The sequence below is a fragment of the Methanococcoides sp. DA23 genome, from assembly GCF_057593895.1.
This window is the reverse complement of sequence record NZ_CM172520.1, coordinates 316,722-330,435: the sequence shown is the minus strand read 5'-3', so window position 1 is coordinate 330,435 and position 13,714 is coordinate 316,722. Positions and strand designations below refer to the sequence as shown.

13 protein-coding genes are annotated in these 13,714 nt (G+C 45.3%); 5 read left to right on the top strand and 8 right to left on the bottom strand.

All coding sequences use genetic code 11. From position 1 onward, the window contains the following. Positions 1-24 precede the first annotated feature (24 nt). Both comD and comE read left to right on the top strand, forming a co-directional pair. Positions 25-522 (top strand): sulfopyruvate decarboxylase subunit alpha, encoded by a 498-nt coding sequence (gene comD / locus AC20MK_RS01590; protein ID WP_487356271.1) that lies wholly within the window; start codon positions 25-27, stop codon positions 520-522. Then, a complete protein-coding gene (comE, locus tag AC20MK_RS01585) occupies positions 519-1,088 on the top strand; it encodes a sulfopyruvate decarboxylase subunit beta (protein ID WP_487356270.1) in 570 nt (189 codons plus the stop codon). Before comD ends, comE begins: the two co-directional genes overlap by 4 nt. On the opposite strand, the gene AC20MK_RS01580 is transcribed toward comE, so the two are convergent. The 6 genes from AC20MK_RS01580 to AC20MK_RS01555 form a co-directional block, all read right to left on the bottom strand. Then, positions 1,051-2,334, bottom strand: a complete 1,284-nt coding sequence (locus AC20MK_RS01580) for a methanogenesis marker 16 metalloprotein (RefSeq protein ID WP_487356269.1) — start codon at positions 2,332-2,334, stop codon at positions 1,051-1,053. The two genes, comE and AC20MK_RS01580, sit on opposite strands and share 38 nt — an antisense overlap. A 20-nt stretch (positions 2,335-2,354) precedes the next feature. Beyond that, positions 2,355-4,343, bottom strand: coding sequence for a monovalent cation:proton antiporter family protein (locus AC20MK_RS01575; RefSeq protein ID WP_487356268.1), 1,989 nt, complete (start codon positions 4,341-4,343; stop codon positions 2,355-2,357). A gap of 124 nt (positions 4,344-4,467) precedes the next feature. After that, on the bottom strand, positions 4,468-5,604 hold the full coding sequence (locus AC20MK_RS01570; RefSeq protein WP_487356267.1) for a hypothetical protein: 1,137 nt from the start codon (positions 5,602-5,604) through the stop codon (positions 4,468-4,470). A 98-nt stretch (positions 5,605-5,702) separates the two neighbouring features. Continuing rightward, positions 5,703-6,656: a tyrosine--tRNA ligase gene (locus AC20MK_RS01565; RefSeq protein WP_487356266.1), complete on the bottom strand. Its 954-nt coding sequence runs from the start codon at positions 6,654-6,656 to the stop codon at positions 5,703-5,705. 91 nt (positions 6,657-6,747) lie between these two features. Beyond that, a complete protein-coding gene (locus AC20MK_RS01560; protein ID WP_487356265.1) occupies positions 6,748-7,479 on the bottom strand; it encodes a tRNA(His) guanylyltransferase Thg1 family protein in 732 nt (243 codons plus the stop codon). A 7-nt stretch (positions 7,480-7,486) separates the two neighbouring features. Continuing rightward, on the bottom strand, positions 7,487-7,759 hold the full coding sequence (locus AC20MK_RS01555; RefSeq protein ID WP_487356264.1) for a PRC-barrel domain-containing protein: 273 nt from the start codon (positions 7,757-7,759) through the stop codon (positions 7,487-7,489). Positions 7,760-7,911: 152 nt separating this feature from the next. Between AC20MK_RS01555 and AC20MK_RS01550 the strand changes: the two genes are divergently transcribed. From AC20MK_RS01550 to AC20MK_RS01540, 3 genes are all read left to right on the top strand, one after another. Continuing rightward, complete coding sequence (locus AC20MK_RS01550; RefSeq protein ID WP_487356263.1) at positions 7,912-8,673, top strand: ribonuclease H-like domain-containing protein; 762 nt, start codon at positions 7,912-7,914, stop codon at positions 8,671-8,673. Between the two features lie 47 nt (positions 8,674-8,720). After that, positions 8,721-10,541, top strand: coding sequence for an excinuclease ABC subunit UvrC (uvrC, locus tag AC20MK_RS01545; RefSeq protein ID WP_487356262.1), 1,821 nt, complete (start codon positions 8,721-8,723; stop codon positions 10,539-10,541). Positions 10,542-10,793: 252 nt separating this feature from the next. Continuing rightward, on the top strand, positions 10,794-11,483 hold the full coding sequence (locus AC20MK_RS01540) for a YkgJ family cysteine cluster protein (protein ID WP_487356261.1): 690 nt from the start codon (positions 10,794-10,796) through the stop codon (positions 11,481-11,483). A 2-nt stretch (positions 11,484-11,485) separates the two neighbouring features. On the opposite strand, the gene AC20MK_RS01535 is transcribed toward AC20MK_RS01540, so the two are convergent. Both AC20MK_RS01535 and AC20MK_RS01530 read right to left on the bottom strand, forming a co-directional pair. After that, positions 11,486-12,592: a TIGR04013 family B12-binding domain/radical SAM domain-containing protein gene (locus tag AC20MK_RS01535; RefSeq protein WP_487356260.1), complete on the bottom strand. Its 1,107-nt coding sequence runs from the start codon at positions 12,590-12,592 to the stop codon at positions 11,486-11,488. 11 nt (positions 12,593-12,603) lie between these two features. Beyond that, complete coding sequence (locus AC20MK_RS01530) at positions 12,604-13,713, bottom strand: site-2 protease family protein (RefSeq protein ID WP_487356259.1); 1,110 nt, start codon at positions 13,711-13,713, stop codon at positions 12,604-12,606. Between the last annotated feature and the right edge of the window lies 1 nt (position 13,714).

The following is a 13,714-nucleotide window of genomic DNA, read 5'->3' as shown; positions in this document are numbered from 1 at the left end:
CGATCTTAAGGTATGGTGATACAAATGGATGCCAGTGTAGCAGTATTTAACGGTATAAAGATGACAGGCGTGGACTTCGTGGTGAGTGTACCCTGTATTAACCTGAAAGAAATATTCCCCATGATCGATGACGATCCTACAATGCTACATATTCCAGTCACCCGCGAAGAGGAAGGTGTGGGCATCTGTGCCGGAGCTTACATGGGAGGAAGGATACCTGCAATGTTAATGCAAAATTCGGGCCTCGGGAACTCGATCAATGCTTTGGCATCATTGAACAACCTTTTTCATATCCCGCTACTCCTTATAATGAGCCACCGTGGTTGTGAGGGAGAGACCATTTGTGCACAGTACCCAATGGGACAAATGACACCTTCGTTACTTGATACCCTTGACATACCATACATCGTTCCCACCATCGATACTGTGGAAGACGCAATACACTATGCGTGGAGAATAGCCATTGAAAAAAAGAGACCTGTGGCAGTTCTTCTTGAGATCGGGTTCTGGGAGGCAGAATGAGACGTTTCGATGCCATTAAAGCGATAGTCCAAAAGGCAGAAGATAAGGATTCGCTCCTCATCTGCAATATTGGATACCCTTCCCGCGAACTACATGATCTGAAAGACAGAAGTGCGAACTTCTACATGCTGGGCTCAATGGGACTTTCATCATCCATCGGCCTTGGAGTTGCGCTTTCGGTTCCCGACAGACATGTCATAGCAATAGACGGGGACGGTTCGGTCCTTATGAACATGGGAAGTCTTGCCACCATTGCACATCAACAACCGGAAAATTACCTTTTGATAATAATAGATAATGGAGCCTACGGTTCTACCGGAGACCAGCTCACAGCCACAGCTCTTGGTACCGATCTTGCACTCGTTGCAAAAGGAGCTGGCATCGATGAAGTTCATAATACGTTCAGCGAAGAGGAATTCAGGGATAAACTAAAAAATGTTGACAGGGGAGTAATTGTGGTGCACGTTGATGCAGGAAATTCGAAAGTTCCCGTGATACACCTGACCCCTGAAGAAATAATCGAGAGGTTCATGTCCGAATGCGCTCGACCATCGATGTCATCCTGAAAGAACCATCAAGTATCTGTTCTTTTAACTTTTCGGATAATTCCAGAGCCCTTTTCTTATCAGACTGACGCAGGACGATAGGAACATTTGTGGACTCGCCACCAAGCTCAAAATTGATGGAGCCAAGATCCGCAGTGTAAACATCGGTCACACACAGAGTGGAACAAAGACCGCAATTGAAGCATGTGTACCTGTCAAGTTTTACCTCACCGTCCTCAAAGCTGATAGAAGCCATGGGACACATCTCCGCAGGTTCGCACAAAGTACAGCCAATGCATTCATCCGGGCTGAAGTCTATCATCAGGTCAGTTCCTTCCCATACATCGCCATAGTCAGAATAACCAACACATGCCCTTTTATCAACGGCCATTACCGACATCTTAAGCTGCCGGTCACGTTCCTTTATCGACTCGAGCACTGAATCACTTGTCACAGGAACAGGAACAGCCCAGGAAACGATACATTCCGGACCTGCTGACGTGAAGAAGCCGCCCATGTATTCAGGTTTCATCCCATGCATATCCGCAAAGGCCGTAAGGTTGGGTTTTTCCGCACTGCTGCGGGTCCCGGAGCCCATAATGAAACCTTCGGAGCCGTTCATAAGCATACGCGTTCCAATTCCAATGGATTCCAAAAGAGGATCGTTCTTGACCGGATTGATCTGGCCGCAACCGGAAATAGTAGCCTCTGTGAGCCTTGGGCCAAACTCCATGGCATGGAATATGCTGGCTGCCGGCTCGTCCGAAGTGTTCACGAATGCGGAATAGTTCTTGAAAGCATGCCTTGTACCGTAAAGCATAGCATACGGCATATCATCAAGGGTTACCTGTGTCTTGAACGATTCACCTTTATCAGTAACTACTTTGACCTCCACAGACATTCTTTCTGCAAGGTCACGGAAAAGATGACCTGCACCATAACGGGAGTCATCCACACTATGGTCTGTACCGAAAAGCATAAGGTCAAGGATACCCAGCCTTTCGTTCGGACAGGGGCCAACGTGTGCAGGCACACCATTCATATAGACTTCTTTTGCACGTAAGAAACTGTGTGAAGACTCCACAGGAAATGACAGGATCGCGTATGTGCCACTCATTATGGCACGCGTGGCTGCTGTCACGACATCCACATCTTCAGCTCTTATATCTTCCCCACTATCCACAAGGTCGCAGACCTGTTGAGCAGTAAGCACAACTGCATCTCCTTTTTCGATCTTGCGATTTATCTGTTCAATGCTTTGTTCCATGAGATCACCTGGTCATTCTGTTAAATATCCCCACCTACAAAGAGAGGTGTTACCTTTGATATCATTTCTGGTGAGCCCATGAGTACAAGCACATCGCCTGATCTCAGAACGAGATCCGCATCAGGATTCGCCATGATATCCGAACCCCTCCTGATAGCAAGCAATGTGACACTGTACTTTTTCCTGAGATCGAGCTGTAATAGGTTCTTGCCGACTGCAAAGGAGGATGCCCGTACTCTCAGATTGGTAATATCCATTTCCGGCAGGTCTATCTCCATGTCATAGATGCTCATGGCACCTGACAGTGTCCTGAACATCTCATACCCATCTGAGCGGATCTCCGAGATGAACTTCTCGATCTCGTCCTTGGGAACGAGGTAGCGCTTCATCAGACGCACGAATATTTCTATCGAGGTCTCGAATTCCTCAGGTATTACCTCGTTGGCACCCAGCTCATAGAGCGGCTCCATTTCCTGAAGATATTGAGTACGTGCGATAATATGGATATTGGGATTCAGCTTACGTGCCAATGAAATGGCCCTTCTTGTACCTGCAGGATCAGAGATACAAACTACCATTACCCTCGCGTCCTTGATATCCGCATGTTCCAGAACACCCTGCTGGGAAGAGTCACCATAATAGATGAGCTCGCCCTTTAGTTGCTCCTTCCTGACGGTCTCAGGGTTCGTGTCAAGGATAAGATAAGGAATGCCTGCAACCGTTGCAGCTTTTGCAACTGTCCTGCCATTAAAACCAAATCCTGCAATGATAAGATGGTCTTCCAGATGACCCTCCTTGTCAAGTACCGGCATCATTTTACGGGAGTGAAAGCCACATTTCATTTTTGAAGGGATGGGAAGGTTAACAACTTTGTCCGCGACTTTCGGGGACAGGGACATCACAGATGATGTGACTGCCATAGTAAGAATAGAGACCACAAGGAAAAGCTGATAGACATCATTGGTGAGCAGACCATACTCCACACCGAAAGTGGAGAGAACGAAGGAGAACTCACCTACCTGTGCAAGACCAAGTCCTGCCATTACAGCCGTATGCAAAGGGAAACCGAGCAGATACGAAGACATTCCTGCAATTACCGATTTGAGCATTAATACACAGACTGCGACAAGTATGAACAGAACAGGATCATTCAGGAAATAGCCAAGGTCAAGCAGCATTCCTATGGATATGAAAAAGAAGCTCATGAAAATATCACGGAACGGGATGAGGTTACTCAGTGCCTGATGACTATATTCGGATTCGGAGATGATAAGCCCTGCAAGGAATGCCCCCAGAGCTAGGGACAGACCCAGACTCGATGTTAGCCATGCGACAGAAAGACAAATGACGATTATACTGAGAAAGAACAGTTCAGGATCCCTTGTCTTTGTTATCTGGAAAAGTACTTGTGGAACGATCCATTTTGCACTTGCAAAAACAAGAATTATCAAACCAAGTCCTTTTGCGATGATAGGAATAAAAGCAGCATCCGACATGGAGCCAGCACCTGCAAGGAATGGAGTCAGAAGTATCATTGGTACGACAATGACATCCTGATACAATAGAACTGCAAGTGAAAAGCGACCGTGAGGTGCCTGAAGTTCCCCGCGTTTCTGCAACAGTTTGAGCACTATGGCAGTACTGCTCAGAGAGAAAAGAAAGCCAATGAAGATCGATTCGCCTATCCCGTAACCCAGGTAGTTGGCAATGAAAAAGACAGCAATAATTGTTAGAAGGACCTGAATAGAGCCTCCGAATACAACCGCTCTTTTGATCTTCCAGAGATCTTTAATTGACAGCTCCACACCTATAGTGAACAAAAGAAGGACGATGCCCATCTCTGCAAGCACTTCCACCTCTTCGACGGCATCAATAAAGCCATAGCCATGGGGACCTACGAGTATTCCGGTCATAAGAAAACCGACAATAATGGGGATGTGAAGGCGATGACATAAGTAAAGGATAACTATGGATAGACCAAATATTATGGTAAGATCGTTTATTATCAAAGATATCAACTCGTATTTCCCTTTTTTATATAATATAAACTATAAGAATTCTCTAGAGCAAAATCATAAAGAGAAAGCAAAGAAATGAAAGATCGTACCGGTACAAAAGTACCGGGAGTTCAGATCAAATATTGTCCACACTGAGAAGGCTTGCGAGTTCCAGACCTTCGCTACCAAGCTCCGAAAGCTGGTCGAACAGATCGGTCTTGCTCACATATTTTTCAGTGCGAGTACCATCGTTCTCCTCGATCTTTATAGTGATCTCATCCTTAGAATAACCCCTTTCAAGACACTCGTTTATAAGTTCTGTGAACTGCTCGGCGATAAGTTTCAAGCAATCGAATATCTGATTGTTCATGATAGCATCATCGCCATCAAGCACTAATTTGACAAGAGTGTTTTTTTGGATGCTGGAACTAATGTGTTCTTTAAATGCATCGAGCAAAGCTAGCACATGTTCCGATTTCAGGGACTGCATTAAAGTAGGGTCTGCAGTCACCTCGTTCCCATCGTAATGTAATATAAATGAGTGGCCATCCATTTCAACCTTGAAACGTTTGGTGGCTTTCTTATTCTCAAAACTGGCAACAGCCCGACCATCATCAAATTCCAGGGATGTTAACATGAAATCGGATACTTCTTCCAGTTTGACCTTTTCTTCTTTGTAAAATATGCCAGACTTTATCCACGTAGGCAGGAAAAGAGTGCCATATACACCCCTTATGGTTAGCAGGTCATCCTTGAAAGTGAGTTCAGACTCGTATTCCATTCCTGCGACCGTTGATGAAAGTTTCCCACTAAGAGCACCCCTGTTCATTGAAGCGAAGAACCTGTCTGTCGTCCCATAGATGCCACCTTCAAAAAGAGAATTGAGACTCGACAGTATCTGTCTGCTTGCACCCAGATTCCCATCTTCGATGCTATTATTGATGCTCTCGATCTCAAATTGCATTGTCTTTGTACTTCTATTGAAAGAAGCATCACACTGATCAAAAACAGAATTCCTGTAATCAAGGATCTCTTGCATATCAGAATCTTTTGTCAGACCGTTTATGAATTCAAGAACCTTACTATTAATAGACTCGAGCTCATCGACCCCTTTTTCCAGAGAGATACGCCTTCTGTAGAGATCGTCGTTCTTTTCAATGGAAGCGTTCTCTATCGGAAGGACCTTTCTTGATGTATCAACGAAATTCTGAATATCCTTGATAATATCTCTTTGAAGAGGGAGGTCGGTAGAGTCCTGAAACGTGTATTTCATATTACTCCCCATCTTAACATATGTTCATTGAATTAATTGTTAGAGTGCAAGCATTAAATAGGTTGTGTAGGCAGAAACGAATTTCTGCCAAAATATAATCAGTCAAGAACTGCACGAACCGGTTCGAGTATCTCATTGAGGTATTTAGCCGCACCGTTCTTCAGGTCCATTGGGTGAAGACTGCCGTCTGCAAACACTTTTTCAAGCTCAGCATAACTCTTGCAGACAAGGTTACCGCCGAACTTTTCCGGTCTTTCGAAGACCATCTCATCATAGCGTGGGCTTATGTGGTACTTGAACAACTCAAGGACCGGATTGTTCTCAATATCCTCTGCGGGACAGAATGCTTTCTTGAACTTCTTTTTGAGAGCTGCTTCATCATCGTCAACAGAGATGTAGTTCTCATTTGAAGAGGACATCTTCGTACCGTCCAGTCCGAGAAGGATAGGTGTGTGGATACAAAGAGGTGCCTTAAAGCCAAGTCCAGGAAGACCTTCTCTTGCAAGCATGTGAATCTTCCTCTGGTCAATGCCACCAACTGCAACATCGACACCAAGAAGAGCAATATCCACTGCCTGCATGATCGGATAGACCATCTGGGACACCTTTGGGTCTTCCATCTTCCTACCCACCTCGTCCATGCTTCTCTTTGCCCTGTTGAGTGAAGTGGCCTGGGTAAGTTTGAGAACATTCAGCATGTATTCAGGAGATAACTGGAAATCAGAGCCATAGACGAATTTCGTCTTCTCCGGATCAAGGCCAAGTGCAAGGAAACATTCCTTGTTGTAATCAGCGGTCTTGCGTACTTCTTCCATTGTCCCTTTTTGATTAAGGTAAGCATGAACATCCGCAAGAAGGACCGTGATCTCGAATCCGGCTTTCTGGAGGTCGAGTAATTTGTTAACAGTAAGAACGTGACCCATGTGGATCTTTCCGCTTGGTTCATAGCCGGTATATGCTGAAGGATGTTCCTTTGTCCCCAACAATTTAGTAAGTTCCTCTTCCGTAACTATTTCCTGCACGTTCCTTTTTATAAGATCCATCTTTTCCATGAATTCACCGCTCTAAATAATCCGTAATATTAGGATTTTTATGAATAATAAAACATTAAAGTTAAGCTATCCCAATATAGGTTACGATACATCAATAACCTATAAGATGTTTTTTCAAAAGGTCAGTACCTTCTTCAGAAGAGAATTGTGGCACTTCCCAGTCCTGGACCACTTTTTTCCTTGTACTTGATCTCATTTCCTTGCGTACAGGGTCAAATCCGGCTACATCGTAATCGTCCTTATAAACGAGAACCCCTCTGCGTTGCCACGTGGGAACCTTATCGAGATTTATGCCGCGCTGGAAGAGCAATTCATGTATGGCCTGTGCCTTCTTGCCCTTAATGGCCGAGGCCGCATCCTTTTTACTCATACCTTCCGAGAGCAAAGTGTAATAACCGTATGAACTGACACAGTTCCTCCACGCCTCGCTCTGCCTCCAGATAAGATATTCAGCAACATACTCCTTGGTTACCGGAACTATCCTCGAATCGAAGGATACAGGTTCATCAAGGCCCATCCTGATGGTAAAAGCACTGCTAAGATAGCTGGATATGACAGAATCCAGTTTCTCGACCCGCCCTTCAAAAGGCAGATCAAAGAAGAGGATACTTGCCTCATCAGAAAATGTGTACGCCAACGCTGCATTAATTCCACTTTTTTTGAAAAAAAGCTCAAGCGAATCTGCCATTGCAGATGCGAACTTTTCATCATACGGCTTTTCACATCCAAGCCGGGAAAGTGTATTTTTAAATGTTCTGCCATCTACACGTACGATCACAGGCGGAATGCAGCGAAGATCGGAATAGATCTCCCGTTTTTTCATAATAACATCAATCGTCTTTTGCTTCCTCTTTTACAGGCTTCTTGAACCTGCTGACGACATCACGGATAATGACGATGTCCCCGGTTGTGACCACCCAGCGGTACGGAAGGATAACGCCTCTTGTCTGGACATCAAAAATATCACGATTGATGTCTGAAAGAGCAAGCCCCGAAACAATTCTTTCATCTACATCGAAGACGAGGTCGTTCACTTTACCCACATATGTACCCTGGTTCGTATACACATTTAATCCAAACAGTGAAGTTATATCTGCGCGCATGATAGTCCCTGTTGTATTCTTAATAATAAATATAAGTTATATGTTGATTCTATATATAAAATGTGTATTCTTAATGTTAAATCCTTCTAAAGAAATGGCAACTCATCATCATTAAATAGAAGTATAGCTGAAAGTCCAGTGGAGCAAACAAAATGCTTACAAGTACTTACACACACATCCCCGGAATTGGAAAAACTATTGAAAAACGAATATGGGAGAGTGGATATTGCACATGGGACGAGTACCTTGAGCATCAGGATGAAATATCCATCCCAGCCACCAGGAAAGAAAAGATAGCAAATGGCATAGCCGAATCTAAAGAACACCTGGAACAAAAGGATTTCGAATATTTCGCCAACTGCCTCCCAAGTGCAGAACAATGGAGGGCATTCGAGCACTTCTCCGATTCGGTCGCCTATGTGGATATAGAGACAACCGGACTGTCACCTTCAAGTTCCTACATCACAGTGATAGGAATATACGATGGCAAGGATGCGAAAACATACGTCAAAGGTATAGACCTTGAAGAAGTCGTGGAAGAGTTACAGAAATACGAACTGCTCGTATCGTTCAATGGTGCCCGTTTTGACCTGCCCTTCATACAAAAGGAATTCCCACAGATAGAGTTCAACCAGCTTCACATAGACCTGATGTACCCCCTAAGGCGTATCGGCCTTTCCGGCGGCCTCAAGGCAATTGAGAAGAAACTGGAGATAAACCGAACCGATGAGACCGTAGGGATCACCGGATTCGATGCTGTGAGGCTCTGGCACGAATATGAACGCGGTAATGAAGCATCCCTGGAGCTGTTGCTGGAATATAACAGGGAAGATATCGTCAACCTCAAGACAATAATTGAAAGAACGTATCCTCAGTTCGTTGAGAGGACATTCCAGAAGACCCTCGGGAAATGACAGCAAAGGTGCAGCCCTTCCTGCTGTGACCGGAGGGAACAGCAAAAATGAGACCGGACATATCCAACATCCCTGACCTGCCGGGCGTCTATCTTATGAAGGACGTATCCGACAACATCATCTACATCGGAAAGGCGAAGTCCCTTAAGAAAAGGGTCAGCCAGTACTTCCAGTCCAGCAAGAGCCATTCCTCCAAGACAATAGCAATGGTCAGGAAGATCGCGGATATCGACTACATTGTCACGGAATCTGAGGTCGCTGCACTGATACTCGAAGCGAATCTGATAAAGAAGAACAGACCGCACTACAACATCGCCCTGAAGGATGACAAGCGTTATCCTTACGTGAAGGTCACTGTCAATACTAAATTCCCTAAGATATTCATGACGCGCCGCAGGCTTATGGACGGCGCCCTCTATTTTGGCCCCTATACGAACGTTAAACCTGTCAAACAGACCCTTGAGATGATCTCACAGATATTCAGGATAAAGAGGTGCAACCGTAGAATAGACGGCAAAGGAAAAAGGCCCTGCCTGAACTATCATATCGACCGCTGTTATGCTCCATGCAATGGCTCGATCTCCCCTGAAGAATACCGCAATAATGTGATGGAAGCTGTGAAGTTCTTTAAGGGTGAGACATCCGGCATAATAAAGGAGCTTCAGGAAAAGATGAACGCTCACGCCTTGGCACAGGAATATGAGAGTGCTGCTGTCATACGCGACCAGATAGATGCTCTGAAAAGCCTTTCCCAGCAGCAGACTGCCACTGCGGGAAATGACGACAGCGACATAATTGCAACTGCCTCTGACGATGAGACCGTTTTCGTACAGATCTTCTACATCAGGGATGGTAACATGGTCGGTAAAGCCGATCTGTCGCTTTCCAGAGGAGATGCCACCGGCAATATAGCCCGTGTCACAGAGGAATTCATAAAGCAATACTATCAGGATGCTCCCGTGCCACCTGAGATACTTGTGCAAAATCCGATACCTGAAAAGGAACTCGTTATCAAATGGCTTTCTGAAAAAGCAGGGAGAAGTGTGCAGATACAGGTACCTCAAAGGGGCAACAAGAAAAGATTGATGGAAATGGCCGAGCAAAATGCCCAAATGACCCTGGAGCAGTCACACCTTAAGCAAAGTGATAAGGAACAGGCACTCAAGGCACTGTTAGAGCTCAGGAATGCACTGTCACTGTCCACATTGCCTGCACACATCGAAGGTTTTGATATTTCCAACATATCGGGCACTGATGCCGTGGGTTCAATGGTGGTCTTTGAGAACGGCATACCTGCAAATAGCAAATACAGGCATTTCAACATAAAGACGGTGAAGGGAATAGATGATTTTGCCATGATGGCAGAGGTTGTAAAACGCAGATATACCCGACAGAAAGCCGAGAAAGACAAACTTCCGGACCTCATCCTCATAGACGGAGGTCCCGGACAGGTCGGTGCCGCAATGGGTTCTTTAAAAGAACTGCAACTCGACATCCCGCTTGTGGGACTTGCGAAAAGATTCGAGCATATCATCGTGCCCAGGGAAGGCACCGATGAGGTTGTGATACTGCCCCACACATCCGAAGCGCTCAAGATGCTCATGCGTGTAAGGGATGAGAGCCACAGGTTCGCCGTATCATCCCACAGAAGAAGACGCAATGCAAGGCTCTCCCACTCAGAACTGGACACCATACCAGGTATCGGAGCCTCAAGAAAGAAGGCATTGCTGAACCATTTCAGTTCTATTGAGCAGATACGCCATGCAACCGTCGAGGAGCTTACCGTAGTGGATGGTATCAGTAAAGGCCTTGCCGAAAAGATCGTTGCTCATTTTAATAAAGAGAGAGTTGAAAACCAGTCTGCTTGATCTTTTTTACTGCAATATACGACACTTCATCGCAAACAAGTACCGTTCATTAGAGATATTGGTGCATCAATTTACACATATCATTTGTACCACAATTTTAAAATAATGCAGAAACTGGCATCCCTTTGTAAAAAAAGTGAGAGAACGGTATTCTGATATGAAGATTTGATAAGGAAAATACCATAATTAAGATTAAGGAACACAACGTTCAAAGAACAAACTCATGATAAAGAGCAGTTGAGGACCTTTAAAATGATAGACGAAATGATAAGGGAAACGGAAAAAGAGCTCAAAGCGTTGAAAAAATATCCCGATGCAAAGCTTATTGAGATAATAAAAGAGGTCGGGTTCGAGTGCGATCTGTGCGGAATGTGCTGCACAAGACAGTTCAACGACCATGTGTTCCTGCTGGAAAAAGATGTAGAAGCGATGAAACAGATAGACGGGTCCCTTATCACCCCTGCACCATACTATGAGTTCTGTGATCAGAAAGGAAATTTTTACGTTTCCGGATACTCACTGAGAACAAAAGAGGATGGAAGTTGCGTTCTTCTCGAGAACAATAGGTGCACCATCTATGATAAGAGACCTACCATATGCAGCCTTTATCCGTACATGCTCCACCGGGAGACAGATGAAGAAGGAAACCTTGACTGGCGACAGATCTCCGGTCTGGACCAGCATGGATGTTATCATAGTGAGATCACGGATGAGGATGCGAAAGAGATAGCATCCGATATTAAAGGATACGAAGAAGCATACCTTGAGCAGCAGATAGCTTTCTTTAAAAAAGTAAAGGAACATTTCAAAGAGAATTGCTTAAAGCATGTAAAATCTGTCTATGATCGCCAGATGCGAGCCTTTGAAAAGGGAAAAGAGATAATCGTTTACGTGTTCCACAACAACGGATTGGAGCTTTGCCGAATCTCAAAAGGGGAATGATATCACTCATTCCAGCTACCGTTGAGCTTACCATCTTTTGCCATCTTACCCAGCACCCGATTAACAGTATCGCTAACATGTGAAGGAACGATGTTCTCGTAGGGTGTTGAAGGTAAAGGAGAAAGGTAATGCGCTCGCACTTTTCCACCTTTTTTGCTTATCCATTTTATCTGGTCAAGTGTGCTTTGCTGGTCTTCTTCGGTCTCATTGGGAAAACCGAAGATGAAGTCCACTACCGGTATGATATCATGCTCAAAACTCCGTTCAACCGCGATATTGACATCCTCGGAGGTGTGTCCCCTCAACATCTCTTTCAACATACTGTCACTTCCGGATTGGGCACCCAGACTTATCGTTCTGTTACTGCAGTACTTATCGATAAGGTCCAGCCCTTCATGTGTGACGAATTCAGGACGTATTTCGGAAGGAAAAGTTCCAAAGAAGATGTTCTTGCTCTCCATGGAGCTCAGCTTCGAGAGCAGTGCTTCCACCCTGTCGAAACGTGGCTGGATACCATTGCCGCCATAGGCAAATGCGTTTGAGGAAGTAAATCGCAGGTCGTTGTAATGTTTGGCGAAACTGACAATGGAATCGATGCTTCGATGTCTCATCTCGTGTCCGAAAAGCCGGGGTGTCTGACAGTATTTGCAATTCCAGGGACATCCCCTGCTTATCTCTAGGGGTGAGCGAATACCTTTCGGGTCGAAGCATGGATAATTGTCGAGGTCCACATGCTCACGCTTTCCCGTAAGCACGACCTCACCATTGTATTTGTATCCTATCCCCCTGACCTTTGAGACATCCCCCCCTTCAAGGAGCATATTTACAAGATGCGGAAGGGTCTCTTCACCTTCCCCTATAACGACAAGATCGAAGTGCTCCAGAGTGTCCTCAACAGAACCTGAAGGATGCGGACCACCTGCTATACAGATAGTACCGGATGGTCGGGAATCCACCTCTGCGTACACATTCTCTTTTTGTTTTGTGGCAAAGCTATAGATCATGATGCCCTCATGCATCTCTTTTACAAGTTTGCCTTCGGGAATAAGGGGGAGAAGAGCTGCAAGGCTGCAAGTGTTCTTCTGCATCAACCTGAAACATACATCCATCTTTGTTAACCTCAAGTAATTACCAGTGTAAAAGGCACCAGAGTAAAACACAGCAGACCAAGTATGAAAGTCCCGATCCCCAATGCCATTCTCCTGTTGTCAAGCCTAATATCATCATTTAAGGTCCTTGGATGGCCTGCCAGTGCAAAGATCAGAAGGAAAATGGACCAGAACATCCATATCCCGCCATTTTGCTGAAGCACGAAAATGACATAAAGTCCGAGACTTCCCAAAATGAAGGGCATTGCCATGGAAACATGCTTTGCACGTTCCCCGAGCATTGCACGGACTATATGACCACCATCGAGCTGACCCGAAGGTAGCAGGTTCAACACGGTCACCAGCATACCGACCCAGCCTGCAAATGCCACAGGATGCATAGTCTCGACAGTATTGCCGGATATCGTATCTATAGCCTGGAACAGAAGGGGGACCTGTATATCGAGCACCATATTACCGGGTGTTACTACGTACTCCACAGGCGGTAATGACAACCCGATGAAGGTCACTATAACAGAGGCCACAAGACCCACGAGTGGGCCTGCAACGGCCACATCGAACAATGCTTTCCTGTCAGGTATGATACCCCTGTGTTTGATAACAGCACCCATTGTGCCAATTATAGTAGGAAAAGGAATGAAATATGGCAATGAGGTCCGCATGCCGTGCATCTTCGCGGCCATGTAATGACCCATTTCATGGGAACCGAGAACGAACATTATGGCAAGCGTAAAGGGAAGTCCTTTGGTGAACTGAGAGGGATCGGTGAAGATATCCACCCCGAACATCGTAGCACCTGCGAACATCGTGGTGAATACCGTTGCTACGGCGAGCAGGACATTGATCCATATACGCTCAGGGACCTCTCGTATAGGAGAGACGACCAATACAACTTCCCCGAGTTCCTTGTTAAAGGATAGCTTATAGCCCTTGGCTGTTAACTTCGGCCAGAGATGTTGATATACAATCTTGGGTTCGATCTGGGGAACACCGTAAAAATGAATCTCACTATCGACATAGTCCACTTCATAGGCTTTGAAGAATGGGTGAATGTCATCATAGAGGTCCATGACCATGGCCTCTATTTCTGCATCCTCTGGATCTTTATTTCTTGAAGACATT